Origin of the sequence: Pyxidicoccus xibeiensis (assembly GCF_024198175.1) — a bacterium.
In the GTDB taxonomy this organism is placed as follows: Bacteria; Myxococcota; Myxococcia; order Myxococcales; family Myxococcaceae; genus Myxococcus; species Myxococcus xibeiensis.
The window spans coordinates 292300-317960 of the sequence record NZ_JAJVKV010000013.1 but is presented as its reverse complement, the minus strand read 5'-3'; the positions used below and the strand labels follow the sequence as shown (position 1 = coordinate 317960).

The 25661-nt window shown below is 70.0% G+C and carries 23 protein-coding genes; 14 read left to right on the top strand and 9 right to left on the bottom strand.

Annotated features, from left to right (window positions below; all coding sequences use genetic code 11):
- From LXT23_RS39485 to LXT23_RS39460, 6 genes are all read right to left on the bottom strand, one after another.
- Window positions 1–184: GTP-binding protein (locus tag LXT23_RS39485; RefSeq protein ID WP_253985615.1), on the bottom strand; the 184-nt coding region annotated here is incomplete at its 3' end.
- A gap of 145 nt (window positions 185–329) precedes the next feature.
- Window positions 330–2405, bottom strand: a complete 2076-nt coding sequence (fusA, locus tag LXT23_RS39480; protein WP_253985614.1) for an elongation factor G — start codon at window positions 2403–2405, stop codon at window positions 330–332.
- A 147-nt stretch (window positions 2406–2552) separates the two neighbouring features.
- The gene (rpsG, locus tag LXT23_RS39475; protein WP_011553340.1) at window positions 2553–3023 is read right to left on the bottom strand and encodes a 30S ribosomal protein S7; all 471 of its coding nucleotides are present in this window, start codon (window positions 3021–3023) and stop codon (window positions 2553–2555) included.
- A gap of 150 nt (window positions 3024–3173) precedes the next feature.
- On the bottom strand, window positions 3174–3545 hold the full coding sequence (rpsL, locus tag LXT23_RS39470; protein ID WP_043408969.1) for a 30S ribosomal protein S12: 372 nt from the start codon (window positions 3543–3545) through the stop codon (window positions 3174–3176).
- Between the two features lie 215 nt (window positions 3546–3760).
- Window positions 3761–4255: a ribosomal protein S18-alanine N-acetyltransferase gene (gene rimI, locus LXT23_RS39465; protein WP_253985613.1), complete on the bottom strand. Its 495-nt coding sequence runs from the start codon at window positions 4253–4255 to the stop codon at window positions 3761–3763.
- Window positions 4252–4950 (bottom strand): hypothetical protein, encoded by a 699-nt coding sequence (locus LXT23_RS39460; protein WP_253985612.1) that lies wholly within the window; start codon window positions 4948–4950, stop codon window positions 4252–4254. The genes rimI and LXT23_RS39460 overlap by 4 nt, the downstream gene beginning before the upstream one ends.
- A gap of 112 nt (window positions 4951–5062) precedes the next feature.
- Here LXT23_RS39460 and LXT23_RS39455 point away from each other — a divergent pair, with 112 nt between their 5' ends.
- The 7 genes from LXT23_RS39455 to LXT23_RS39425 all read left to right on the top strand — a co-directional run bounded on the left by LXT23_RS39455 (window position 5063) and on the right by LXT23_RS39425 (window position 15103).
- Complete coding sequence (locus tag LXT23_RS39455; RefSeq protein ID WP_253985611.1) at window positions 5063–6223, top strand: DnaJ C-terminal domain-containing protein; 1161 nt, start codon at window positions 5063–5065, stop codon at window positions 6221–6223.
- An 88-nt stretch (window positions 6224–6311) separates the two neighbouring features.
- Entirely contained in the window at window positions 6312–7040 is a 729-nt protein-coding gene (locus LXT23_RS39450) for a HEAT repeat domain-containing protein (protein WP_253985610.1), read from the top strand.
- 100 nt (window positions 7041–7140) lie between these two features.
- On the top strand, window positions 7141–8829 hold the full coding sequence (locus tag LXT23_RS39445; RefSeq protein ID WP_253985609.1) for an ATP-binding protein: 1689 nt from the start codon (window positions 7141–7143) through the stop codon (window positions 8827–8829).
- Between the two features lie 75 nt (window positions 8830–8904).
- Window positions 8905–10626, top strand: a complete 1722-nt coding sequence (argS, locus tag LXT23_RS39440; protein WP_253985608.1) for an arginine--tRNA ligase — start codon at window positions 8905–8907, stop codon at window positions 10624–10626.
- 13 nt (window positions 10627–10639) lie between these two features.
- Entirely contained in the window at window positions 10640–13195 is a 2556-nt protein-coding gene (locus tag LXT23_RS39435) for a 1-acyl-sn-glycerol-3-phosphate acyltransferase (protein WP_253985607.1), read from the top strand.
- A gap of 53 nt (window positions 13196–13248) precedes the next feature.
- Entirely contained in the window at window positions 13249–13764 is a 516-nt protein-coding gene (locus LXT23_RS39430; RefSeq protein WP_253985606.1) for a DUF6265 family protein, read from the top strand.
- Window positions 13765–13927: 163 nt separating this feature from the next.
- A complete protein-coding gene (locus tag LXT23_RS39425; protein WP_323379131.1) occupies window positions 13928–15103 on the top strand; it encodes a type II CAAX endopeptidase family protein in 1176 nt (391 codons plus the stop codon).
- Between the two features lie 40 nt (window positions 15104–15143).
- Here LXT23_RS39425 and LXT23_RS39420 read toward each other — a convergent pair whose 3' ends face one another.
- The 3 genes from LXT23_RS39420 to LXT23_RS39410 form a co-directional block, all read right to left on the bottom strand.
- Window positions 15144–15359 (bottom strand): DUF5818 domain-containing protein, encoded by a 216-nt coding sequence (locus LXT23_RS39420; protein WP_253985604.1) that lies wholly within the window; start codon window positions 15357–15359, stop codon window positions 15144–15146.
- Window positions 15356–17146: a S8 family serine peptidase gene (locus LXT23_RS39415; protein WP_253985603.1), complete on the bottom strand. Its 1791-nt coding sequence runs from the start codon at window positions 17144–17146 to the stop codon at window positions 15356–15358. Before LXT23_RS39415 ends, LXT23_RS39420 begins: the two co-directional genes overlap by 4 nt.
- Before the next feature lie 163 nt (window positions 17147–17309).
- The gene (locus tag LXT23_RS39410) at window positions 17310–17942 is read right to left on the bottom strand and encodes a serine aminopeptidase domain-containing protein (protein WP_253985602.1); all 633 of its coding nucleotides are present in this window, start codon (window positions 17940–17942) and stop codon (window positions 17310–17312) included.
- Window positions 17943–18165: 223 nt separating this feature from the next.
- On the opposite strand from LXT23_RS39410, the gene LXT23_RS50505 reads away from it, so the two are divergent.
- From LXT23_RS50505 to LXT23_RS39375, 7 genes are all read left to right on the top strand, one after another.
- Complete coding sequence (locus LXT23_RS50505; protein ID WP_253985601.1) at window positions 18166–19182, top strand: sigma-54 interaction domain-containing protein; 1017 nt, start codon at window positions 18166–18168, stop codon at window positions 19180–19182.
- 287 nt (window positions 19183–19469) lie between these two features.
- Window positions 19470–20048, top strand: coding sequence for a DUF4255 domain-containing protein (locus tag LXT23_RS39400; RefSeq protein ID WP_253985600.1), 579 nt, complete (start codon window positions 19470–19472; stop codon window positions 20046–20048).
- Complete coding sequence (locus LXT23_RS39395; protein ID WP_253985599.1) at window positions 20045–20728, top strand: carboxypeptidase-like regulatory domain-containing protein; 684 nt, start codon at window positions 20045–20047, stop codon at window positions 20726–20728. Before LXT23_RS39400 ends, LXT23_RS39395 begins: the two co-directional genes overlap by 4 nt.
- A 16-nt stretch (window positions 20729–20744) precedes the next feature.
- Window positions 20745–23078, top strand: a complete 2334-nt coding sequence (locus LXT23_RS39390; RefSeq protein WP_253985598.1) for a phage tail sheath family protein — start codon at window positions 20745–20747, stop codon at window positions 23076–23078.
- 51 nt (window positions 23079–23129) lie between these two features.
- Complete coding sequence (locus LXT23_RS39385; protein WP_253985597.1) at window positions 23130–23588, top strand: phage tail protein; 459 nt, start codon at window positions 23130–23132, stop codon at window positions 23586–23588.
- A complete protein-coding gene (locus LXT23_RS39380; protein WP_253985596.1) occupies window positions 23578–25164 on the top strand; it encodes a phage tail sheath subtilisin-like domain-containing protein in 1587 nt (528 codons plus the stop codon). Before LXT23_RS39385 ends, LXT23_RS39380 begins: the two co-directional genes overlap by 11 nt.
- On the top strand, window positions 25161–25661 hold the full coding sequence (locus LXT23_RS39375) for a phage tail protein (RefSeq protein WP_253985595.1): 501 nt from the start codon (window positions 25161–25163) through the stop codon (window positions 25659–25661). Before LXT23_RS39380 ends, LXT23_RS39375 begins: the two co-directional genes overlap by 4 nt.

Sequence of the window (25661 nt, the reverse complement as noted above, 5' to 3'; positions counted from 1 at the left end):
TGATACCGCGCTCACGCTCCTCCGGCGCCTTGTCGATCTGGTCGTACGCCATGAACGTGGCGCCGCCCGTCTTCGCCAGCACCTTGGTGATGGCGGCCGTCAGCGACGTCTTGCCGTGGTCCACGTGCCCAATCGTACCGATGTTCACGTGGGGCTTGTTGCGCTCGAACTTCTCCTTGGCCATGACCTCTCCTCACGGGGCAGCCGGTCAGCGACCCGGCGCGTCGTCTAATCTCGGGAAACAACTGCGAAGGTGGTGCGTCCTGCTCCAAACATGCCGCAACGTCAACTGAAATCGCCCGGCAAGCACTCCACCAGGCGTCCTGCGGTCACCGATTGAGCGCCGACTTCGGCGCGGGCGCGTAGTGACTGAACTGCATGGTGTAGGTCGCCCTTCCCTGGCTGCGGCTGCGCAGGTCGGTCGAGTACCCGAACATGGCGGCCAGGGGCACCTGCGCCTGGATGGCCTGCACCCTGCCCGGCCTGGGCACCATCCCCAGCACCTTCCCCCGCCGGCCGTTCAGGTCGCCGATGACGTCGCCCATGAAGTCGTCGGGGGTGATGATCTCGGTGTTCATGATGGGCTCGAGGAGCACCGGGGCGGCGCTGCGCACCGCGTCCTTGAAGGCCAGCGAGCCGGCAATCTTGAAGGCCATCTCGCTGGAGTCCACGTCGTGCATGGAGCCGTCAAAGGCCTCCACCTTCACGTCCACCATGGGGTAGCCGGCCACCGGGCCGTTCTGCATGGCCTCGGCGACGCCGTCCTTCACCGCGTCCACGAACTCCTTGGACACCGCGCCGCCCGTCACCTTGTTCTCGAAGGAGAACCCCTTGCCGGGCTCGTTGGGCATCACCCGCAGCCAGATGTGGCCGTACTGCCCGCGGCCGCCCGTCTGGCGGATGTACTTGCCCTCCATCTCCGTCTGCGCGGTGATGGTCTCCCGGTAGGCCACCTGCGGCTTGCCGATGTTGGCGTCGACCTTGAACTCGCGCAGGAGCCGGTCGACGATGATTTCGAGGTGGAGCTCGCCCATGCCGGCGATGATGGTCTGCCCCGTCTCCTCGTTCGTCTTCACGCGGAAGGACGGGTCCTCCATCGCCAGCCGCTGCAGCGACTGGATGATCTTGTCCTGGTCCGCCGTGGACTTCGGCTCGATCGCGATGTCGATGACCGGCTCGGGGAACTCCATCCGCTCCAGGATGATGGGCTGCTTGTCGTCGCAGAGCGTGTCACCGGTGCTGGCCAGCTTCAGGCCCACCACGGCGCAGATGTCGCCGGCGAGGCACTCGGTGAGCTCCTCCTTCTTGTCCGCGCGCATCTGCACGAGGCGACTGACGCGCTCGCGCTTGCCCTTCACCGAGTTCCACACCGCCGTGCCCGCCTCCAGCCGGCCGGAGTACACGCGAAGGAACGTCAGCGTCTGCGAGGGGAACGCGGGGTCGTTCATGATCTTGAACGCCAGCGCGCTGAAGGGAGCGTCGTCCCGCGTCTCGCGGATGGCGTCCTCGCCCTTGGGCGTCTTGCCGTGGACCGGAGGGATCTCCAGCGGGCTGGGCAGGTAGTCCACCACGCCGTCCAGCAGCGGCTGCACGCCCTTGTGGCGGAACGCCGAGCCGCAGAACACCGGGAACAGCTTCAGCGCCACGCAGCCCTTGCGGATGGCGCCGCGAATCTCGTCCTCGGTCAGCTCCTGCCCCTCGAGGAACTTCTCCGTCAGCGCGTCGTCCTGCTCGGCCGCGGCCTCCAGCAGCGCCGCGCGGGCCGTGTCCGCCGCGTCGCGGAACTCCTCGGGGATCTCCACCTCGTCGTAGCGGCTGCCCTGCTCCGAGTCGTGGAACACCAGGGCCTTCATCTTCACCAGGTCGATGACGCCGCGGAGCTTGTCCTCGGTGCCCAGCGGCAGCTGCATGGGCACCGCGCGCGCGCCCAGCTTCTCGCGGATGGTGCCCACGGACATGTCGAAGTCCGCGCCCACCCGGTCCATCTTGTTGATGAAGCAGATGCGGGGGACCTTGTACTTGTCCGCCTGGCGCCACACCGTCTCGGACTGTGGCTCCACGCCATTCACCCCGTCGAACACCGCGACGGCGCCGTCCAGCACGCGCAGCGAGCGCTCCACCTCGATGGTGAAGTCCACGTGCCCCGGGGTGTCGATGATGTTGACGCGGTAGCGCTGGTCGCGCCGGTTCCAGAACGCGGTGATGGCGGCGGAGGTGATCGTGATGCCGCGCTCGCGCTCCTGGATCATCCAGTCGGTGGTGGTGTTCCCCTCGTGCACCTCGCCCATCCGGTGGATGGCGCCGGTGTAGAAGAGGATCCGCTCGGTGGTCGTCGTCTTGCCGGCATCGATATGCGCCATGATGCCGATGTTGCGGTAGCGCTCGAGGGGGTGCTCACGGGCCATGACTCAAATACCTCTCCAGGCACCAGGGGCGGGGCCTGGAGGCCTCGACACCCACCGGCTGGACGATTTCAGAGAACCTGCTCCATCTAACAAAACCGCCCGGATGCAGCATCTGCATCCGGGCGGCAACCGCGAAGCCCCGAGGGCCTACCAGCGGTAGTGGGCGAAGGCCTTGTTGGCCTCGGCCATCTTGTGCGTGTCTTCACGCTTCTTCACCGCGTTGCCGCGGTTGTTGGCGGCGTCCATGATCTCACCGGCCAGCTTCTCCTGCATGGTCTTCTCACCACGCGCCTTGGAGTAGGTGATGATCCAGCGCATGCCGAGGGCGACGCGGCGGTCCTGACGGACCTCGACGGGCACCTGGTAGGTGGCGCCACCGACGCGGCGGCTCTTCACCTCCAGCACCGGCTTGACGTTGTCGAGGGCCTTCTTGAAGGTCTTGAGGGGGTCTTCCTTCGCGCGCTCCTCGATGAGGGCGAAGGCGCCGTAGCACACGCCCTCCGCGATGGACTTCTTCCCCTTCCGCATCAGGTCGTTGACGAACTTGGTGACGAGCCGGTCCTGGAACTTCGGATCCGGAAGAATCTTGCGCTTGGCGACTACGCGACGACGAGGCATCTCTTCTCTTCCCTTACGCCCCACCCTCCTCTCGGAGAGCACTCACGGGGCTTCAAGAACTGCTGGCGGAACTGCCGAGGACGCTCCCCAGGGTGTGGGGCGAGACGTCCGGAAACACTGCGAAACGAAGGTGGTCGGCGTGACGAGCGATCAGCTCGGACGCTTCGCGCCGTACTTGGAGCGGCTCTGCTTGCGACCCGCGACGCCCACGGAGTCCAGCGTTCCACGGACGATGTGGTAGCGGACGCCCGGGAGGTCCTTCACACGGCCACCGCGGATCATCACCACCGAGTGCTCCTGGAGGTTGTGACCCACGCCGGGGATGTAGGACGTGACCTCGATTCCGTTGGTCAGACGAACGCGAGCCACCTTGCGGAGCGCGGAGTTCGGCTTCTTCGGAGTCGTGGTGTACACGCGCGTGCAGACGCCACGCTTCTGCGGGCACTCCTTGAGCGCGGGGCTCTTGCCCTTGATGTTCAGCTTCTCGCGGCCCTTGCGGACCAGCTGGCTAATGGTCGGCACTGATACCTCTTCTTCGGGTTGGCCACCGCCAGAGAGACACTGGGCGGCGCATATCTACCTACAGGACTACGGAAAGGGTCGCGAGTATAGGGAGGGACCCCTCCGTGTCAAGCACGGCCTGACCCCTGCCATTGAACCGGCGAGGGCCCCTGGGTCCATTCCCCATTCTCGGAGAACTCTATCTGTAGCAGCGCGGTGCTCTACTCCGCGTGAGACTAGAAGTCGAGGACCATCACGATGGCGTCCTCGCCCTCGTCGACGTAGTAGTTCGGCCGGATGCCGACCGGCCGGAAGCCGAGCGAGCGGTAGAGCTGGAGCGCCGCCTCGTTGCTCCGGCGCACCTCCAGCGTGGCCAGGGTGCAGCGGCGGGCCTTTCCGCGGGCGAGGACTTCATCCATCACCGCCCGGGCCACCCCGCGCCGCCGGTGCTCGGGGGCGGTGGCCACGTTCAGCACGTGCACCTCGTCGTGGACAACCCAGAAGATGGCCAGCCCCAGCAGCTTCGGAGCGCCCTCCCCCTGGGGTTCCTCCACCAGGAGGATGGTGGACCACTCGTGCTGGAGCTCCCGCTGGAGCAGCTCCGCCGACCAGGGGTTCTTGAAGGCCTGCTTCTCCAGGGCCATCACCGCCGGCATGTCCTCCACCATCATCTGCCGGATGATGAAGCCGTGCTCCGCCCGCGGCGCGGGCTCCTCGCGCATCCGCCTCATCGCCGCGCCTCCCGCGCGAAGGGGGCCACCCGGCGGACCTGCGCCGACGCCCTCACCTGGGCCAGCTCTTCTGCCGCCAGTGCTCCATATCTCTCTCGCACCAGCTTCTCCCGGATGGCCGTGCGCACCGACTCATAGTCCGCCGGCAGCTCGGCCGCGTGCTGCTCGTAGTAGCGCCGGACCTCCGTCTCGCCCACCTGGGCCCTCAGCCGGATGCGGCTGTCCAGGATGCGCTCCGCCCGCAGCCCGCGGGCCAGGACCTTCTCGAGCGCCACCAGGTCCACGTCGTGCCGGGCCAGGAAGCGCCGCAGCCCGGCCTCGCCTCCCAGGCGGGCCTGGAAGGCGTCCAGCCGCGCGCGGACCTCCGACGGCTCGGCGGGGAACGCCTGCAGCCTGTCCGCGTTCAGCACCTGGACACGCTGGTTGATGCTCAGCTCCAGGGCGCTCCGGAGCGTGTCCTCGTCGAGCGGCGCGTCCAGGGCCTGGACGCCTCCTCGCTGGACGAGCGCCACCCGGGCTTCGAACCGGAGCTCGCTGAGGGTGAGGACCTGCCCTTCGATGATGGCCACGACGCGGTCCAGCACCCGGGCCTCGACGTCCGGCGGGGGCGCGGCTCCAGCCCCCATCCCGGGCACGAGCAGGAGCCAGCCCGCCAGCCAGAAGGTACCCGCTCCACGTCGGCGCGGCGCTGCCATGGCCTCCCTCATCCTCCGGCAACTCTATACATCTCGCGCCAACCAGGCACTCCGTGCTGGCGCCCTCCCACCGGCTGGTTACGTTCAGTCAGGTACACCACGGCGGGAACAAATGGCGGAAGACTATTACCAGATTCTCGGCGTTGACCGGACGGCCTCCCCGGAGGACGTCAAGAAGGCGTACCGCAAGCTCGCGCGCCAGTACCATCCGGACGTCAACCCTGGAAACAAGGCCGCCGAGGAGAAGTTCAAGCGTCTGGGCTCCGCCTTCGAGGTGCTGTCGGACCCGAAGAAGCGCAAGCTCTACGACGAGTTCGGTCCCGACGCCGAGCGGATTGGCTTCGACGAGAAGAAGGCCGAGGCCTACCGGGCCTACAAGTCCGCCGCCTCGAGCGGCGGCGCGGGCGGCATCCCCTACGGTGCCGAGGGGTTCGACCTGGGCGACCTCTTCAGCGACCTGTTCGGCGGCCGAGCGGGCGGCGCTGGCGGCTTCGGCGGCGCGGACATGTTCGGCCGGCGCGGCGCGGCGAGCAATGGCCCGGAGCGAGGCGAGGACCTGACGGCCCGCATCCAGCTCACCCTGGCCGAGGCCGTCTCCGGCACCGAGCGGACGCTCTCCATCACCCGGCCCGGGCGCTGCTCGGCCTGCAGCGGACGCGGTGACTCCGGCCGCATGGGCACCTGCCCCACCTGCGGCGGCACCGGCCGCCCCCGGCGCGCCAGCATCTTCGGCGGCAGCGGCGTGTGTCCCAACTGCCAGGGCACGGGAAAGGCCATGGAGTCCTGCCCCCAGTGCGGCGGCGCGGGCATCAAGGACGAGTCGACCCGGCTGACAGTGAAGATTCCGGCCGGCGTGCAGACAGGCTCCAAGGTGCGCCTGCCCGGGCAGGGAGCGGCCGGCCCCCGGGGTGGGCCGCCGGGAGACCTCTACATCGAGACGGACGTGGCCGAGCACCCGCTGGTGCGCCGCGAGGCGGACGACCTGCACATCGACCTGCCGGTCACCGTGTCGGAGGCGCTGCTCGGCGCGGACGTGCGCGTCCCTACCTTCCAGGGGGAGGTGACGGTGAAGGTGCCCCCGAACTCTCAGTCCGGCCGCCGCATGCGCCTCAAGGGGCGCGGGGTGCCGTCCCTCAAGGGCGGCGCGCCGGGCGACCTCTATCTCCACCTCCAGGTCAAGGTCCCCGAGGAGGCGACCGAGGAGGCCCGGGCCGCGGCCGAGGCCCTTTCACGCGCCTACCGGGGTGACGTCCGCCGTGAGCTGACGCTCTGACCCTCTTGTCTCTTGTCCCGGGCGCCGCCCCGTCATAGACGGCGCCTCCTACAGCCACGCTTCCGCGGGAAACGGAGTAGACGCGCACATGGGCCTTCTAGACATCTTCACGGGCGGTTCGGGCCCCGACAAAGCCCTCAAGCTCAAGCCCAAGGTGACCCAGAAGTACGGAGACCCCGCCACGCGGCAGAAGGCCATCCAGCAGCTCGGGGAGATGAAGTACCCCGAGGCCGTCTCCGTCCTGCTCAGCCGGTTCACCATCACCGTGGACCCGCTCACCACGGACGCGGACGAGAAGGAGCACACCTTCGAGCTCATCAAGAGCTTCGGCAAGGACGCCGTGCCCCCCATCCTCGACTTCCTCCGCACCAGCGAGTCCGCCGCCTCCTGGGCGCTGCGCCTGCTGGGCGAGCTGCAGACGGAGGAAGAGGTCATCGGCGCCTGCGTGGAGGCGCTCCGGCACCTGGCTGCCCACTACACGCGCAACCCGGAGAAGAAGGTCGTCCTCCTCCACCACGTCACCGACAAGCAGGACCCGCGGATTCCGCCCGTCGTGGTGCCCTTCCTGGAGGACATGCAGGACGACGTGAAGATCGCCGCCCTCAAGGCGCTCGGCGCCTTCAAGTACGAGCCGGCACGCGAGGCCATGCTGAAGCTGCTCACCGCCGACGAGACGGCCCGCCGGGTGCGCACCTCCGCCCTGGCCGCCCTCGTCGAGGGCGGCTTCTCCGTGGACGGCTACCGCGAGAAGGTGGAGCCGCTGCTGGTGGAGCCCTACGTCCTCGCCCAGGACGGCCGCGTCCAGCGCCGGGTCTGAGAGCCGGGCTGTCGGGCAGACGACACGGCCACTGTCCTTTGGATGGCCCCGCCAGCCGGGGCCGTTCCCTCGCGCGCGGAACTTGAAGCAGGATTCCAACGTGCGCTCGAAGAAGAAGGGGCCGCTGGCCGAAGTCGTGCCGCTGCGTCCCATCGCGAAGAAGCCCTCCCGTCGTCCGGCCAAGCCCGCTCCTCCGGTGGACGCCGATACCGCCAACCGCGCCCTGCTGGAAATGGCGCGCCACCTGACGGACAACGCGGGGCCCACCGAGGCCCTGCGCTCCCACCTGCAGACCATCCACACGCTGCTGAAGCCGAAGGTCTGCTACGTCGCCCGGCACTTCCCGTCGCGGGAGCAGCTCCATGTCGAGCACGTGCGCGGCCGCTACGACGACCGCGTCACCGCCGCCGTCCCGGGCGAGGGCGTGGTGGGCCGCGCGTTCGCCCAGAAGGAGCTGCTGCGCGAGGGCGACACCGTCGCCGTCCCCCTGGAGAGCCCCCACGGCGTCACCGGCGTGCTGGTGGTGCTGGGCGCGCGCCGGGAGCCGTCCGACACGCTGCTCGAGTCGCTGGCCGCCCAGCTCACCGCCGCCTACGAGGTGGCGCGCCTGCGCGATGACAGCGCCCGCCGCAACAAGGACCTCCAGACGGCCATCGCCGGCCTCAAGAGCCTCGAGCAGAACCGCGAGGAGCTGCTCGGCAACGTCTCTCATGACCTGAAGAACCCGCTCACCACCATCAAGTCCTACCTGGCCATGATGGGGCGCGAGAAGCTGGGGCCCCTGACGGACTCCCAGCGCCGCGCGGTGCAGATCTGCGACCGGAACTCGGACCGCATGCTGCGCATGGTGAACGATTTGCTGCTCATGTCCCGGCTCCAGTCCGGGAAGATGCAGCTCAACCAGCGCCCCTTCGGGCTCAAGGCCGTGGCCGAGGAAGTCGTGCGCGCGCTGGGCGCCCTCGCCGAGCACTGCAAGGTGCGCGTGGTGATTCCGCCCTGCCCCGAGGTCTTCGTCCGGGGAGACCGCGAGCGCATCGCCGAGGCCATCCACAACCTCGTGGAGAACGGCATCCACCACAGCGAGGCGGACGACACCGTGGAGGTGCGCGTGTCCTCCGAGGACGGGCTCGCCGCGCTGACGGTGAAGGACAGCGGCCCCGGCATGTCCGCCGAGGCGCTGGAGCACGTCTTCGACGCCTTCTACCGCGCGACGCCGGGCATGCCACGTCCCCCGGGCGCCGGCCTGGGCCTGCCGCTGGTGGGCAAGATCGTCGCCCTGCACGGCGGGCGCATGGATGCCTCCAGCGTGCTCGGCGAGGGGAGCACCTTCCAGATGGTGCTGCCCATGTTCGCCGGGGCCGTCAGCGCGCCGGAGATGGCGCAGGCGGCGCCCAAGTCGGGCGGCATCCTCCTGGTGGAGGACGACGCCGACTGCCGCGAGGTCCTCCAGCAGGTGCTGGAGCAGGAGGGCTACCGGGTGATGGCCACCTCGGGGGCCTCCGAGGCGCGCTCCATCCTCTCCCACATCCGTCCGGCCATGGTCCTGCTGGACCTGCGGCTCAGCGAGGAGGACGGCCAGTCGGTGCTGCGCTTCATCCGGAGCACCGAGTCGCTGGCGGACATCGTCGTGTACATCATCTCGGGGGCCAGCGAGGTGGCGTCCCTCACCTCGGGCCAGGGGCTGGAGCGCATCGACGGCTTCTTCGAGAAGCCGCTCCAGCTGCCGAAGCTGCTGGACACGGTGGCGGCGGTGGTGCGGCCCAGCCGCCGGGCACCGGCCATACCCTGAGTCACGGAATGGACCGCGAGCGAACAAGAGGTGGCCGTAAGGCGCCTCGGTTTGTCTAGTATCCGCGCGGTCCCCATGAGCTCTTCCGTCTACTCCCGATACCGAGCCGCATTCGCCCAGGGCCTCGCCACCGCCCTGGGAGTGCCCGCTTCCGACATCGAAGCCCAGATCAAGCCCGCCGAGCCCGCGCACGGTGACCTGAGCTTCGCCACCTTCCCCCTCGCCAAGGCGCAGAAGAAGGCTCCGCCCGCCATCGCCGCCGGGCTCGCCCAGTCGGTCAGCGTGCCGGGGCTCGAAATCAAGGCGGTGGGCCCCTACGTCAACGCCCGCTTCGCTCCCCTCCCCTTCACCGCGGAGGTCATCGACGCCGCGCGCGCCGCCGGCCTGTCCTACGGCGGAGACCCGGAGGCGGGACGCGGCAAGACGGTGACCATCGACTACTCGTCACCCAACATCGCCAAGCCCATCGGCTTCCACCACATCCGCACCACGTTCCTCGGCCACTGCATCGCCAACATCTACCGGGCGCTGGGCTGGAAGGTGGAGGGCATCAACTACCTGGGGGACTGGGGCAAGCAGTTCGGCCTCGTGGCCGTGGGCTTCCAGGAGTACGGCGACCCGGCGCGCATCGACGACATGGGCCACCTGGTCGAGGTGTACGTCAAGGCCAACAAGCGCGCCGAGGCCGAGCCCGAGTTCGACGAGAAGGCCCGCGAGTTCTTCCGCCGCATGGAGGCCGGTGACGCCGAGGCCCTGAAGATGTGGAGCCAGTTCCGGGAGACCAGCATCAAGGGCTTCCGGAAGATCTACGAGCGGATGGGCATCGAGTTCGAGCACATCGAGGGCGAGAGCCGCTACCAGGGGAAGATGGACGCGGTCATCGAGCAGATCGCGAAGAAGCCCGGCGTGAAGGAGTCCGAGGGCGCGCTGGTGGTGGACCTGCCCTACGCGGACAACGAGCCGCCCATCCTCCTGAAGAAGAAGGACGGCAGCACCCTGTACGCCACGCGCGACCTGGCGGCGGCGCAGGACCGGTACGAGCGCTTCCACTTCGACAAGTCGCTCTACGTCGTGGCGCAGGACCAGGCGCTCCACTTCCGCCAGGTGTTCCGCACCCTGAAGGAGATGGGCCACCCCTGGGCCGACCGGGTCGTGCACGTGGCCTTCGGCCGCATTGGCGGCATGAGCACGCGCCTGGGCCGGCTGGTCCACCTCACCGACGTACTGGACGAGGCGAAGGAGCGCGCCTCGGCCATCGTGAAGAAGAACATCGAGGAGGGCCGGCTCCACACCGACGACCCCGACAAGCTCTCCGAGCAGATCGGCCTGGGCTCTGTCGTGTTCGGCGACCTCAAGCACAATCGGGCCAGCGACTACACCTTCAACTGGGACGAGGTGGTCAGCCTGGACGGCCACACGGGCGCCTATCTCCAGTACGCGCACGCCCGCACCGTCAACGTGCTGCGCAAGGGGGGCGGCGCGCCGGCCAGCTATGACGCGAGCCTGCTGACGCTGCCGGAGGAGCAGGCGCTGCTGCGTGAAATCATGCGGCTGCCAGAGGTGGTCCGCAACGCCGCCGAAGACTACGAGCCCAGTCTCATCGCCCGCCTGCTGCTGGACGTGGCCGCGGTCTTCAGCCGCTTCTACACGCTGGGCAACCAGGACCGCGAGAAGCGCATCATCGTCGAGGACAATGACGCACTGCGTGCCGCGCGACTCGCCCTGACGGACGCCACGCGGGTTACGCTCGCGGCCGGGTTGACGCTGCTGGGCATTCCGACGCCGGACAACATGTAGCCGGGGGGCTACCTTGGACACCGTGCTGACTCAGACTGGGAATCAGGGACAGGCGTCGCTGAAGGAAGAGTTCGGCCCCATCGGCCGGGCACTCGGAGCCCGCTACCTGGACGGGGTGCACTTCTCCCCCGAGACGGAAGACGAGCTCCGCTCCCTTCACGCCAAGGGCTTCGTGGTGCACGTCATGCGCTCCACGGCCTGGGTGAACTTCCTCTACCTGGCCTGGGCCATGGTGCGCCGCGCCCTCCCCCCTGTCCGAGGCGTGGTGAACCTGCGCCCCTGGTTCACCCGCCCCTGGCGCCAGACGAAGCACCGCGGCGACTACGCGCAGCGCTTCGAGTACGCCCGGCAGAGCGGCGGCAGCGGGCTCGTCTTCCTGCGCAAGACGGCGCTGCTGCACCCTTCCGGGAAGGAGACGCCCGAGGACCCCTTCCCCGCCCTGGTGGCCATGGCGCGCCAGTCCGAGCGGCCGGTGTTCCTGGTGCCGGAGCTGTTCATCTGGGAGAAGCGCACCGCGCGCCTCAAGCCCAACTGGGTGGACATCGTCTTCGGCAGCCCGGAGGCACCGGGCTTCCTGCACTCGATGCTCGCCTTCTTCCGCAACTACAAGCGCGCGCAGTTCCGCGTGGGCGAGCCCATCGACCTGCGGCGCTTCGTGGAGCTGAATCCCAGGGACTCAGACGAGGTGCTCGCGCGCAAGGTGCGCAGCACCCTCCATGTCCACCTGGCCCGCGAGACGCGCGCCGTGTTCGGCCCGCCCGTGAAGCCCGCGGCCCGAGTCATCGACGAGACGCTGCGCGACAGGCAGTTGCGCAAGGTGCTGGACGAGCATGCCGCCGCGACGGGCCGCAAGCAGGAGAGCGTCATCCGTGAGGCGCGGCGCAACCTGGAGGCCATCGCCGCGCGCCCCAGCCCCACCACGCTGGCCTTCATCTCGCCCGTGCTGGAGTGGGTGTTCAACCGCATCTACGACGGCATCGAAGTGGACGAGGCGGGCCTGCACCGCGCACTCAAGGCCGCCGGCAAGGCGCCCCTCGTCCTGTGCCCCAGCCACAAGAGCCACGTCGACTACCTGGTGATGAGCTGGATTCTGTGGAACCGCGGCTTCGCGGTGCCGCTGGTGGCCGCGGGCGCCAACCTGTCCTTCTGGCCGCTGGGGACCATCTTCCGCCGCTGCGGCGCGTTCTTCCTGCGGCGCTCGTTCAAGGACGACAAGGTCTACGCCGCGTCCTTCAAGGCGTACGTCCGCAAGCTCGTCCATGACGGCACCCACCAGGAGTTCTTCCCCGAGGGCGGGCGCTCGCGCACCGGCAAGCTGCTGACGCCCAAGCTGGGCATGTTCACCTGGCAGGTGGAGTCGGTGCTGGAGGGCGCGCGCAACGACTTGCACTTCGTGCCCGTCGCCATCGACTACGAGAAGGTCGTGGAGTCCGGCAGCTACTCGAAGGAGCTGGCTGGCGGAGAGAAGAAGCCCGAGGACCTCAAGGCGCTGCTGAGCACTCCCAAGGTCCTGGCGGCGCGCTATGGGCGCATCCACCTGGGCTTCGACGAGCCCATCTCCCTGCGGGAGTTCATGCTGGCGCGCGGGCTCAATCCCGACGAGCCCGTCACCGACGAGCAGAAGAAGGGCCTGGTGCGCGCGCTGGGCAATCGCGTGATGTACGGCATCAGCAAGGTGTCCACCATCACGCCGCACGCGCTGGTGAGCACGGCCCTGCTGTCACACCGCCGGCGCGGACTGACGCAGCGGGAGATGGCGGACCGCATCAGCATCCTGCGCCGCATCGCCCTGGAGGATGGCTCACCCGTGTCCGTGGAGCTGCGCAACGCGCCGAGCAACCCGGAGACGATGGGCCCCATCCAGGACGCGATGCGCACCTTCATCGCCGACGAGATGGTGCGCACGCAGGAGGCGCGCGGCGAGGTCATCTACCAGGTGGAGGACTCGCGCCGCGCGGAGATGTCCTTCTACAAGAACACGCTGATGAACCTGATGGCCGCGCGCAGCCTCGTGGCCAATGCGCTGCTCGCGGCGGGTGGCGCCCCCTCGCCGTACGACGCGGTGAAGGCTCGCGCGCTGTTCCTGTCCCGCCTCTTCAAGGTGGAGTTCATCTACCGGGTGGGCACCACCTTCGACACCATCTTCGCCGAGACGGTGGAGCGGCTGGTGCGCATGGGCCTGGTGCTGCAGGAGGGTGACTCACTGCGGCTGGCCCCCGAGCCCCATGCCCGCCCGGAGCTGGAGTTCCTGGCGGACCTGCTGCGCGACTACCTGGAGGCGTACCTCCTGGCGGCCCTCACGCTGCAGGACGTGGCCAACGGCGTGGCGGAGGACCGCAAGGCCTTCATCAAGCTCGCCCTGGAGACGGGCCGCGCGGAGTACCACGCGGGCCGCATCACCGCCGCCGAGTCCCTGGCCAAGGTGACGCTGGAGAACGCCGTGGCGTACCTCCAGGACCAGAAGTACCTCGCGGAGAAGGACAAGAAGCTCCAGCTCGGCCCCTCCGCCGAGAAGCCCGAGGCCCGCAAGCAGCTCGCCGACGACATCCGCGAGTACCTGAAGCGCTGAACCTGGACGGAAGCACGGTGCGGCCCGAAAGGGCCCGTGTGAGGATGGCCGGCATGCCTCGACGCATGCCGCTGCCACCGCTCGTCCTGGGAGTGCTCTGCGCCACCGCCCTGCCCTCGTGCCGGAGCGCCGTCCGCCCCCTGCCCGAGGCCCAGGCCCGTGCCTCCACGTGTGGCGCGTCCATCGATGACGTGGCATGGCTGGCAGGCGACTGGCAGGGGGCGTCCGGCCCGGGAGTCGTGGACGAGCACTGGACCCGGGCGGCGGGCAACTCGATGCTCGGCATGAGCCGCTACGTCTCGGGCGGCAGGACGGTGTTCTTCGAGTACCTGCGCATCGAGGCGCGGGCCGACGGGCTCTATTACATCGCCCACCCGAAGGCCCGCCCAGGCGTGGAGTTCAAGCTCGTGCATTGCGCGGAAGGGGAAGCCCTCTTCGAGAATCCCGCGCACGACCACCCGAAGCGCATCCGCTACCAGCGCGAGTCACAGGACCGGCTCACGGCCCGCATCGAGGGCGACGAGGGTGGCAAGCCCGTCACGGAGAGCTTCCTCTACACGCGGATATAGCCCGGCCCCCGGCCCGCTCGTCCTGCGCCCTCCCAGGCCTCCGCGAGCACCGCCACCACGTCCGCCGCGAGGTCCGAGCCAGGAAGAAGGACGACGAGGCGCCGACAGGATAGGAATCCCCAGTCCAGGGCAGTTCAGCTTTGCGCAGCAAGGAGACGAACAGGTGGAAGACTCCGCTCCCAGCGACTCACGGCCGCCCGAGCCTCCCTCCCCGGAGCCGTCGATGAGTCCCCGCACGCTGGCGGTGGGCAGCGCGGCGCTCGGGCTGGCGCTCTTCATCCTGGTGGGCGGCACCGTGCAGTTCCTCAACCCGGCGTTCGGCATCTGGTTCACGGAGCTGTTCGTCTTCCTGGCGCTGGGCTGGGTGATGCTGCGCTTCGCCAGGTGGCGGCCCGCCGTCTACACGGGCCTGACGCCCGTGCCCCGCGCGTCCACCGTCTTCGGCTTCCTGCTGGGCGTGGCCAACTTCTTCGCGCTGGTGGTGCCCATCCAGTTCCTGGCCCAGAAGGTCGCCCCCGAGTGGCTGACAAAACTCTTCGACGGCTCGCGCCTCTTCCAGGGACAGACGAGCGTGGAGCTGGCCCTCATCCTCGCGGGCGTCACCGTGGCCGCGCCCCTGTGCGAGGAGTTCTTCTTCCGGGGCATCTTCCAGAAGGGGCTCACCCCCGCGCGCCCGGCGTCACCGGTGCGCGCGCTGGTCATCTCCTCGGTGGTGTTCAGCGCGTTCCACCTGGACCCGGTGGGCTTCGTCGCCCGCGTGGAGCTGGGCCTGCTGTTCGGGTGGCTCTACCTGCGCACGGGCTCGCTGTGGCCGAGCATCGGCGCGCACGCCGCCAACAACGCGGTGTCCTCCGTGGCCTTCCTCGTCGCGAAGGCGATGGGTCCGGAGGCCAGCGAGGCGGAGACGGACCCGCGCGCCGTGCTGGCGCTCGCGGGCCTGGGCTGGGTGGCGCTGCTGGGGCTCATGTCCGCCGCGCGCCACTTCCCCGCTGTCTGGGGACGGGGCACGGAGGCCGCTCCAGAAAACGCGCGGCAGCCCGGCCCGGTGCCGTCCTTCGCAACGCTGCTGCTGCCCTGGGTGGCGGGCGCCACGGTGTCGCTGGGGCTGCTGGCAGCGGTGGATGCTCGCGGCATCTCCCTCAACTACTACGACGCCCAGCACCCGCTGCCTTCACTCGAGAAGGACGCGCCCCCCGGGCTCCAGGCGGAGCGCTCGGCGCTCGACGCACTCCGGGCCGGCGCTCGCCGGGGGGACGTGCCGATGGAGGCGTACCACGAGGAGCGCCTGCGGCAGATCCAGGCGCACCGCCAGGCCACGAGCCGCCAGAAGCAGCCCTGACCCGGCGGCGCGTCATCCCGCCCGCCCGGGCTTCAGGACTTCAGACGAAGCGATACGAGCTGACGTGGAACACGGGGCCCACCATGGCGCTGGTGAGCATGTCCCGGTCCACGCTGCCCTCGGCCTCGATGCGCTGGCCGTCCTTCTTGATCTTCCGGTCCCCGCCGGCGAGCTGGTACGTGGTGCCGTCGTCGCCCTCCAGCACCCATACGCCCGTCTCGATGTCGCGGAAGACGACGCGTCCGGTCAGCTTCACGTCTCCTCCTTCTTCAGCATCGCCCGGCCGATGACGAGGCAGATGACCGTGTTGAAGCCCAGCCAGGGCTTCGCCAGGAAGGTGAAGGGCATCCACGCCAGCGCCGGAGCCCCCGCCCACGCGGAGTAGGCCAGGAAGCCGGCGAAGCCGAGCGCCATGCCGCCGATGGCCGGACGCAGGCCCCGCCACTTGATGGCCGGCAGCGACAGCAGCAGCGGGATGAGCGCGCTGTAGAACAGCGGGCTCACCGTCTTGCCACGGCCGAAGATGATGCGCTCCCAGTCGGGGATGGGCAGCGAGGCCACCTGCACCACGTCACCCGCCGCGCCCTCCGCGCCACCGAACCAGTTGCGCAGGAAGAAGGCGCCCACCGTGGACAGCAGCAGCGGCAGCAGGAAGGCCGGCTTGAACAGCACGTTGAGGAAGCCCGGCCGCGCGCCCCCGCGCAGCGTCAACAGGATGAACGCCAGCAACGCGAGCGCCCAGTACAGCGGCGGCCACTGGGACATCCCACCGCGCACCGCCGCCAGCGAGGCCTCCGCGTTGAGCAGGCCGTTGCCGTACTGCTCGCTCCACGCCTGGCCCTCCATCTTCTTCGCGCCCGCGTAGAGCGCCTTCTCCACCTCGTCCGGCCCCTTGGCGCCCGCCGCGTACAGCATCGCCGCCACCGCGGCCACGTGCGGGGTGGCCATGCTGGTGCCCTGGTAGGACGCGTAGACGGAGCGCGACGGATCTCGCGGGTCGATGGTGTTCTGGAGGATGCCGCCCTGGTCGCCCCGGCGCTTGTCGCCACCCGGCGCCGCGATGTCCAGCTCCTTGCCATAGGACGAGTACGGCGCGAGCGTCCCCTCCGGCCCCACCGCCGACACCGCCACCGCGCCCGGGTAGGCCGCGGGGAACTCCACGCGCGCGCGCCCGCCGTTGCCGGCCGCCGCCACCACGGTGACGCCCTTCTTGCGCGCGTACTCCACCGCGCTCGCCATCACCTGCGAGTACCCGCCGCCGCCCAGGGACATGTTGATGACGTTGGCGCCCTTGTCCGCCGCGAAGCGGATGGCGTCCGCGATGTCCGACGTGGTGCCGCCGCCGAAGTGGTTCAGCACCTTGACTGGCATCAGCGTCGCCTCGAAGGCCACGCCCGCCACGCCCTCGCGGTTGTTGGTCGCCTGCGCGATGGTGCCCGCCACGTGCGTGCCGTGGCCGTGGTCGTCATTGGCGTGCTCGTCGTCGTTCACGAAGTCGAAGCCCTTCACGAACTTCACGCCCTTGAGGTCCGGGACCTGCTTGAACTCGTCGTGGTCCTCGTACGCGATGCCGGTGTCGAGCACCGCCACCACCACGCCCTTGCCGTGGTTGCGCTCCCACGCCTTGGGCATGTCGATCATCTTCAGGTTCCACTGCTCGGCGTAGCGGGGGTCGTTCGGGGTGAAGCTGGCACGGACCTCCATCAGCGGCTCGGCGGCCTCGACGCCAGGGTGCTGGCGGATGCGCGCGAGCACGCCCTCGACGTCGTCCACGCCCACCGCCACCGTGAGGGCCTCGTCGGCGCTCTCCACGGAGTTGAGCTCCAGGTCCACGCCCCAGTCGGCCTCCAGGGCGTCGAACTCCGCCTTGGTCGTCCCGTCCTTGAAGTCCACGACGATGGCGCCCGCCACCACGTCCGCGGCCTGGAGGTCCAGCGACTCGGCCGGAGGAGGCGCCGCGTCCTCGCGCTTGTCGGAGGCGCAGGCGGTCGCCAGCGTCAGGGCCAGTACCGCGCCACCCAGGGTCCATCGCTGCATCCGCATCGGGCTACTCCTTGAGGAACGAGGCACTCTTCCAAAAGACCCCTACGAACGAACGACGGAACGATTGGGTCTGCACTCGCAGTCTGTACGCCCCCTCTCCCGCCGTGCAAGTCGGAGGGGGTAAAGAAACGTGAAGAAGTCCAGAGGGTTACGGAGGCATCGGTCATCCGCCGGAGAGCTTGCGCAGCCAGCTTGCCACGGCATGTCCTACCTGGGGGAGGTTGCGCTGGAACGTCGCCCCCGCGTCGTCGATGACCTCTAAGTCGCCCCCCGCCTGGACGATAGCGGCCGACACCGCGGCCCGGGGCAGGCGAGCGTCCGTCTCCCCCTGGACCACCAGGAGCGGACACGTCACCTGCCCCAGGATGGCGGGGTCGATGTCCGCCGGCGCCACCAGGCACAGTCCCCCCACGGAGACGTGCTTCCGCTGGAGCGCCACGGCCACCTGCGCCCCGCCGTGGAGCGCGGCCACCGCCACCGCCGACGTGCCCGCGTTCTCCATCAGCATGCGCAGGGCGGCCTCGGCGTCCTCCAGGAGCGCCAGGTCCTTCCCCCGCGTGCCCTGGCTGGCCCCCACGCCCCGGTGATTGAAGCGCAGCGTGGGGAAGCCCGCGTTGGCCGCGGCCCAGACGAGCTCCGCCGCGAGGACGTGGTCCATGCCGCCCCCCTCGTCCGGCCTCGGGGGGATGACCAAGAGCGGCGGTGCCCGGGTGCCCCGGTGGGCCGTGCCCTCCATCACCTCGCGACCCACCGGGACGAGCGTGGCGCGCTCCAGGAACTGACCTTTCTGGACCATGACACTCCACATTAACCGCCTGACGGTCGCCGTGGCCTCTCTCCGGCGGGCCGCCCCTCCAGGACCCTGCCCTGGAAGACAGGATCACAAACACACACACGCACTTTTGGGATGTAAGAACTCACACCGTGTGACGTCAGAGTTCCTGCAGATCGGTTATTGCTAGGATTGCAAGGTTCCTCACGGAATCGTCTGTCTTCTGAAGTAGCGGGGGGAGACCAGGGTGACTGTCGTCATCGGCAGCAGTGCCACGCACCACCGGCTCATCGAGCTGGCGAGCGCAACCGCTTCGACCGACGCCGAGGTGCTCATCATGGGCCCGAGCGGCGTGGGCAAGGAGCTGTACGCGCGGCTCATCCATGAACAGAGTGCCCGCGCCCGCTACCCGCTGGTGCCGGTCAACTGCGGCGCCCTCCCGCTCGAGCTCTTCGAGAACGAGCTGTTCGGCCATGTCGGAGGTGCCTTCACGGGCGCCCGCGGACACTCCACCGGGCTGGTGGCCGAGGCGGAGCACGGCACGCTCTTCCTGGACGAGATCGACGCGATGCACCCGTCCAACCAGGTGAAGCTGCTCAGGCTCATCCAGCAGAAGGAGTACCGGCCGCTGGGGGATGCACGTCCACGGCGGGCGGACGTGCGCATCATCGCCGCCACCAACGCGAACCTCCTGACGGAGGTCCAGGCCGGGCGCTTCCGCGCCGACCTCTTCTTCCGCCTGCGCGTGCTCCCCCTGCGCGTCCCTTCGCTGAAGGAGCGGCGCGAGGACATCCCCACCCTCTTCGACCACTTCCTCCAGAAGTACTCGGCCGAGTACGGCAAGGCCCCCGTGCGCTTCACCGCACGGGCCCGGGAGCATCTGCTGGCGTATGACTGGCCGGGCAACGTCCGGGAGCTGGAGAACTGCGCCCGCTACGTGCTGTGCACCTATCCCGGCGCCACCGTGGACGTGGAGCAACTGCCCCTCCTCCACGAGCTGGCCGAGCCGGTCCGGGACGTCTCCATCCCCGCGCTCGCGCCACTCCCCGAGCCCGTCGAGGAGGAGCCGGCCCCCAGCTTCGCCCACGAGCCATTGAAGGCCGCGAAGAAGCGGCTCGTGAGCGCCTTCGAGCGTGCCTACATCGAGGAGAAGCTGCACGAGCACGGCGGGAACATCGCCGCCGCGGCCCGCGCCAGCGGCAAGCACCGCCGGGCCTTCTTCGCGCTGATGCGCCGCTACGGCCTCACCGCCTCTCCAGGCTGACGCCCCACCTCCACCCGCGCAATGACGCCCGCGCGCACCGCGCGCACCGCGAAGGTGTGTGAATAGCCATTGATGGACAAAAACATCCACCCCCCGGATGGGATTCCGGGGGTTTGTCTTTGTCAGGTGGATCGATTTCTCCATCCCCTTCCCAGGCATGACGCCCCCGGCGCCGAGCGCAAACCCTCGAATTCCTTTCAGCTCCCCGCCTCTTCGCTCCTGGTACGGCGGTTGCTCAAGGGAGCGTCGGCCAGCGGACAGGCGGGGCCGGCATGCCGGGGGAACGAGTGGCTGACTTCACAGCGATTGCCGACGTATCCCAGACACTCGTCGACCTGCTGACCGAGGGCCTCTCCAACCTCGGCACGAAGGTACGGCTGGATGACCTGCAGGCGGCGCCGGCGACGGCGAACCTGCTCACGATGTTCCTGTTCCAGATCCGCGAGGACGGACACACGCGCAACCGCCCGGCCGACGTGCGCACCACCGGCACGAAGGCCACCCTCCAGCGGCCTCCCCTGGCGCTGGCCGTCCACTACATGCTGACGCCCTGGGCGACGAAGCAGGAGGACAACCAGCGAATCCTCGGCCAGGCGATGCAGTCGCTCCACGACAACGCCATCGTCACCGGCCCCGCGCTGCGTGGCTCGTTGAACGCCGGCAACGAAGCCCTCCACCTGGCCATGGTGCCCGTCAACCTCGAGGACCAGTTCCGCGTCTGGAACAGCCTCACCCGTCCCTACCGCCTGTCGCTGTTCTACGAGGTCCGGGTGGTGCGCATCGCCTCGCGGGTCGAGCAGCAGCGCTCCACCGTACGCTCGCGGGGCGTGGGTTCGCTGCAGCCACGGCCGGAGGTGGATGCATGAGCCCCGCTTCCCGTCCCCGCCTCTCCCGCATCCGCTGGACGCCTGGCGCCGAGTCTCCTGACTGGAGCCCCATCTCGCTCGCCGTGCAGCCGTGGGACCACCACACCCACGGACCGCCGCTGGCCGCTCCGCGGCTGGTGCTGGAGCGCGAGGGCCCCGCCGGCACCTGGCAGCGCGTCCGCACGCCCCCGGTGTCCACTCCCTCGGGCATCCTCGCGTGGTCGGGGCTGGAGCACCGCCGCTTCGCGCAGGGCGTCGCGCCCGTGCGCTACCGCCTCACCGTGGACACCGAGCTGTACGTGCCCGCCTTCCGCGAGAGCCGCGACGACGAGCCGCTGCAAATCCAACCGTACGACGACCGCGGCCCGCCCCCGCCGCCAGCCGCGCCGCTGAGGCTGTTGCTCTACCCGTCCGTGGCCTACCCCTTCGAGCCCCGCATCCCGGTACTCCGGGGCACGGTGGAGGACGCGCAGCACCGGCCGGTGCGCGACGCCCTGCTGGGCCATGGCCCACGCGAGCGGGTGCTCACGGATGCAAAGGGCGCCTTCGCGCTACCGCTGCGCCAGGCCAGCCCCGGTACCGCTTCCATCCACGTGAGTGACCGCCAGGGCCGCGCGGACATCGCCACCATCACCCTGCCCCAGTCGCTCACCTCCGCCGTGACCTTCACCCTCCGCTGACGCACGAGGAAACCGCATGCCTGAATACCTGAGCCCGGGTGTCTACGTCGAAGAGGTCGACGCAGGTCCCAAGCCCATCGAGGGCGTCTCCACCAGCACCGCTGGCGCCGTGGGGGTGACCGCGATGGGGCCCAGCGATGGGCGTCCCGTCCTGGTCACCAGCTTCGCCGAGTTCCAGCGCACCTTCGGCGGGCTGCTCCCCGAACCCAGGGACCCGAGCGTCATCCAGCGCTGGGAGGACATGGAGGCGGGCGGCCACTTCTGGCGCTTCCCCCTGGCCGTGAAGGGCTTCTTCGACAACGGCGGGCAGCGGCTCTACGTCAAGCGCGTGGTGGCCTCGGGCCCTCCCCCCGCGGACCCCAGCGTGAAGGAAGGCGCCCAGGCGTCCTCCGCCGTGCTCAAGCAGGGCCTCTACCTGGACCTGCGCACGGCGTCCAAGAAGGGCGACCAGGACATCGAGCTCGCGCGCGTCTCGCAGCTCACCGGCATCTCCACGGGCGCCAAGGTGCTGCTGGTGCGCACGGATGGCGCCGGGGCGCCGCAAGGCCCCTTCACGGTGGAGTCCCATGACGCCGCCGCGGCCACCGTGAAGCTGGACAAGGGGCTGGACGGCGACGTGGCCCCGGGCGGCTGGGTGCTCGCCGTGCAGGAGCCACCGGGCGCGCCCAACGGGACGAACGTCTTCATCGACAAGCCCTCGCTCACCTTCCGCGCGTTCGCCGTGGGCGACTGGGGCAATGCGCTGGCCGTGCGCGTCAGGGCCTCCGTGGCCACCAGCCTCGCGCTGCTGCCCTTCCCGGGCGGCGCGGGTGCTCCGGCCGCCAACACGGAGCTGGTGGACGCCGTGGCGAAGGATGCCACCCAGCTCAAGCTCAAGGTGCCCGCGGGCTTCGCCAACAACGACAAGGTCCTCATCCAGGGCCGCGCCTACAAGCTGTCGAACGCGGCGGGCGACACCTTCACCATCACCCCCGCCGCCAGGGACGCGCTCGCCGCGGGCACGGCGGTGCGGCGCCTGCGCATGGCGGTGGACCCGGCGGCGCCCAAGGTGCTGAACGTGGCCAACGCCTCGCGCCTTTACGAGGGCGCCCTGCTGGAGGTGGACGACGGCAAGGACCGCCACGTCGTGCAGGTGGAATCCCGCGTGGGCAGCCAGGTCACGGTGGAGCCCGCGCTGCCGGCGGGCACCCTCACGGACGTGGACGTGGCCCGCCTCATCGAGGCGCGCGTCGAGGTGAGCTACCAGCCGGACCCGGACCAGCCCGCCACCACCGAGCTGTTCGACAACCTGCGGCTCAAGAACGACGGCTCCCCCAGCCATCTCGTCACCCGCATCAACCAGGACTCGCGCCTGGTGCGCGTGGCCGCGGACAAGGACTGGGAGGCCGCGCAGCCCTCGCTGGGCACCTTCCCCGCCGCGCTCAACGGGGCCTGGGCTCCGCTGGGCGAGGGTGACGACCGCCTGGACCAGCTCGTGCCCGATGACTTCGTGGGCAGGGACCTGGGGCCCGGCCAGCGCAGCGGCATCGCCGCGCTGGAGGACATCGACGAGATCAGCCTCTGCATGGCCCCCGGCATCTGGGCCCGCGACGTGCGCGGCGCCCTCATCACCCACTGCGAGAGCCTGAAGGACCGCTTCGCCATCGTCGACCCGCCGCCCGCGAAGCTGCTGGACGTCAAGGTGCGGGTGGACCCGGAGACGCTCAAGGGCCCCGTGGACACGAAGTACGGCGCGCTCTACTACCCGTGGCTCATGGGCCGGGACTTCGCCGCCCGGCGCGACGTGCTGCTGCCGCCCTCCGGACACGTCGCCGGCATCTACGCCCGCACGGACGTGGAGCGCGGCGTGCACAAGGCTCCCGCCAACGAGGTGGTGCGCGGCATCTCCGGCTTCGAAATCGACATCACGAAGCGGGAGCAGGACCTGCTCAACCCCCGCGGCGTCAATGCGCTGCGCTCCTTCCCCGGCCGCGGCCTGCGCGTGTGGGGCGCCCGCACGCTGTCCTCGGACGGAGCCTGGAAGTACGTCAACGTCCGGCGCCTCTTCATCTTCGTCGAGGAGTCCATCGACGAGGGCACCCAGTGGGTCGTCTTCGAGCCCAACGACGAGAAGCTCTGGGCCCGCGTTCGAGCCACCATCACCCAGTTCCTGGACCGGCTCTGGCGCGAGGGAATGCTCCAGGGCGAGACGCGCAACGAGGCGTACTTCGTCAAGTGCGACCGCACGACGATGACCCAGGACGACATCGACAACGGGCGCCTGCTCTGCCTGGTGGGCATCGCCCCGGTGAAGCCGGCCGAGTTCGTCATCTTCCGCATCCAGCAGAAGACGCTCGACCAGAAGTCCTGAAAGCCCACTTGAGCCCGAGCGGGTGGCCACGCGCCGCCCCAGGAGGAACACATGCCGCCCGCCGTACGCCCAGACCCCTATGCCGTCTACAACTTCGAGATCATCATCAACGGCATCTCCGACGACGGGAAGTCGTCCAAGGGAGCGTTCTCCGAGGTCACCGGCCTCGACATGGAGATTGCCCCCATCGACTACCGCACCGGCGCCGAGGACATCGTCGTCCGCAAGCTGCCGGGGCTGAAGAAGTTCCCGAACCTGGTGCTCAAGCGCGGCATCATCGGTGACCTGGCGCTGTGGAACTGGATCCTCCAGGGCGCCAACGGTCAGACGGTCCGCACCTCGGGCTCCATCATCCTCCTGGACGAGAACCACCAGGAGGCCATGCGGTGGAACTTCAACCGGGCGTGGCCCACCAAGTTCACCGGCCCGCAGCTGGGCGCCGTGAAGAACGAGGTGGCCCTGGAGACGCTCGAGATCGCGCACGAGGGCCTGTACATCGATGCGGACTGACCGACTCCAGCAGGCGCCGCGCTCGCCGGCGGTGACCTTCGCCGTCCGTCCGGCCGCACCGGCGCTGTCGCCGCTTCGCACGGACGTGGCGGGAATCATCGCCCGGACCGAGCGAGGCCCCCTGGAGTCGGGCGGCGGCGCGGCCGCGGTGCGGGTGGAGGGGCTGAGAGGCTTCGAGCGCACCTTCGGCGCGCCCACCGCGGACGCCACCGGCCATGCGGTGCGGGGCTACTTCGAGAACGGCGGAGAGCTGCTGTGGGTGGCGCGCGTGGCCGGCGGCGCGAGCGTCTCGAGCACCGTGCTGGACGTGTCGCGGGCACGCGGCGTCTTCGGCTCCATGCCGGTGGAGCCCTCGCAGTCGCGGGCCGCGGCCCGGCTTCGAGTAGAGGCCACCAGCCCGGGGCTGTGGGGCAACACGCTGACCGTGCAGCTCACGCTGCGGCGCGGGGGCACCCCCTCCGCCCAGCCCATGGCGGACCTGCTGGTGTCGCGCCGGGGCCGGGCGGTGGAGCACCTGCTGGGACTGGCCCCACAACGACTGGTGGAGCAGGTGAACGAGCGCAGCGCGTACGTCCGCCTCTCCGTGGAGACGGAGCTGCCCGGAAGCACCCTGCCCCCGCAGCGGCTGCTCGTCTTCGAGACGACGCTGGCCAGCGGCGAGGAGACGGCGCCCGGTGCGGAGGACTACCGCCGCGCCGCGCTGGCGCTGGTGGAAGCGCCCGAGCCCGCCCTGCTGCTCGCTCCGGACGCGTGGGACGACCTGGGCGAGGACGAGACCCAGCGCTTCTACGCCGGCTGGGCCGCCCAGGCCCATGCCACGCTGGACCGGCTCGTGCTGGTGGACCCGCCGCGCGCGGCCACCGCGCAGGACCTGCTCGCGCTGGCGGACCTGGTCCGCACCGGCTTCCCGGAGCTGGACGCGCGCGCCACCAGCGCCGCCGCGCTCTACTACCCCTGGGTGCGAGTCCCGGACCCGTGGGGCTCCGCACTGCGCCCCACGCGGGAAGTGCCCCCTTCCGGCCACGTGGCGGGCCTCGTCAGCCGGCTGGACCGCGAGCGCGGCGCGCAGCACACCCCGGCCAACGCGGCCCTCACCGGTGCCGTGGCGCTCCAGACGGAGTACGACGACGCGGAGCGCGCGGTGCTGCACGCCCAGGGACTCAATGCGCTGCGCTGCTCTCCCGGACGCGGCGTGGAGGTCTGGGGCGGGCGCACGCTGCACCCGACGTCGGAGCGCTGCTTCGTCGCCCACCGGCGGCTGGTGCACCGGCTGGTGCGCGCCATGCGGCGGGTGGCCGAGCCGCTCATCTTCGACTCCCACACGCCGCTGCTGCGGCTGACCTTCGTCCGCGCGCTCACCTCCGTGTTGCTGGAGGCGTACCGCTCCGGGGGGCTGGTGGGCTCGCGGCCGGAGGAGGCCTTCCGCGTGCGCTGCGACGACTCCACCCAGCCCGCGGACGCGTACGACACCGGCCACTGCGTGGCGGAGGTGGAGCTGGCCCCCGCCACCCCCATGGAGTTCATCCACCTCACCATCGCGCTGTCCCAGGACGGCAGCCTGCAGGTGCTCGAATGATTGGAGAGACGCCACTGGGCGGCTTCCGCTTCATCGTCAGCCTGGACCCTTCGGACGCGCACCTGCCACCGGCCCAGGCGCTGCTCGTCCCGCTGGTGGCGGCCGGAGGCTTCCAGGAATGCCGGGGCCTGAGCGCGGACCTGGAGGTGCTCGCGCACCCCGAGGGCGGGCTCAACGACTACGTGCACCAGCTCCCCGTGCGCCACACATGGGGCCGCATCTCCCTCAAGCGCGGGCTGGTGCGGGACCAGGCGATGTGGGGCTGGTACCAGGCCGGGCTGCGGCGCTCCCTGGGCGCTCGGAGGGACGGCGCCGTCATCGCCCTGAATGAGGCGGGGCTGCCCGCCATGGCGTGGACGTTCCGCGGCGGGCTGGCCGTCAAGTGGAGCGGCCCGGAGTTCGCGGCGCTCAACGCCGCCGTGGCCGTGGAGGGGCTGGAAATCGCCCACCAGGGCATCGAGCAGATCGTGCTGCTGCCCCCGTTGCCGGGGCTGTGA

Excerpts from the sequence above, each read along its gene's own strand:
- LXT23_RS39380 (WP_253985596.1), top strand. The coding sequence starts at position 23,578 with ATGCGGACTGACCGACTCCAGCAGGCGCCGCGCTCGCCGGCGGTGACC.
- LXT23_RS39455 (WP_253985611.1), top strand. The coding sequence starts at position 5,063 with ATGGCGGAAGACTATTACCAGATTCTCGGCGTTGACCGGACGGCCTCC.
- LXT23_RS39385 (WP_253985597.1), top strand. The coding sequence starts at position 23,130 with ATGCCGCCCGCCGTACGCCCAGACCCCTATGCCGTCTACAACTTCGAG.
- LXT23_RS39395 (WP_253985599.1), top strand. The coding sequence starts at position 20,045 with ATGAGCCCCGCTTCCCGTCCCCGCCTCTCCCGCATCCGCTGGACGCCT.
- LXT23_RS39410 (WP_253985602.1), bottom strand. The coding sequence starts at position 17,942 with ATGGTCCAGAAAGGTCAGTTCCTGGAGCGCGCCACGCTCGTCCCGGTG.
- rpsG (WP_011553340.1), bottom strand. The coding sequence starts at position 3,023 with ATGCCTCGTCGTCGCGTAGTCGCCAAGCGCAAGATTCTTCCGGATCCG.
- LXT23_RS39450 (WP_253985610.1), top strand. The coding sequence starts at position 6,312 with ATGGGCCTTCTAGACATCTTCACGGGCGGTTCGGGCCCCGACAAAGCC.
- LXT23_RS39430 (WP_253985606.1), top strand. The coding sequence starts at position 13,249 with ATGCCTCGACGCATGCCGCTGCCACCGCTCGTCCTGGGAGTGCTCTGC.
- rimI (WP_253985613.1), bottom strand. The coding sequence starts at position 4,255 with ATGAGGCGGATGCGCGAGGAGCCCGCGCCGCGGGCGGAGCACGGCTTC.
- argS (WP_253985608.1), top strand. The coding sequence starts at position 8,905 with ATGAGCTCTTCCGTCTACTCCCGATACCGAGCCGCATTCGCCCAGGGC.
- fusA (WP_253985614.1), bottom strand. The coding sequence starts at position 2,405 with ATGGCCCGTGAGCACCCCCTCGAGCGCTACCGCAACATCGGCATCATG.
- LXT23_RS39375 (WP_253985595.1), top strand. The coding sequence starts at position 25,161 with ATGATTGGAGAGACGCCACTGGGCGGCTTCCGCTTCATCGTCAGCCTG.
- LXT23_RS39390 (WP_253985598.1), top strand. The coding sequence starts at position 20,745 with ATGCCTGAATACCTGAGCCCGGGTGTCTACGTCGAAGAGGTCGACGCA.
- LXT23_RS39460 (WP_253985612.1), bottom strand. The coding sequence starts at position 4,950 with ATGGCAGCGCCGCGCCGACGTGGAGCGGGTACCTTCTGGCTGGCGGGC.
- LXT23_RS39415 (WP_253985603.1), bottom strand. The coding sequence starts at position 17,146 with ATGCGGATGCAGCGATGGACCCTGGGTGGCGCGGTACTGGCCCTGACG.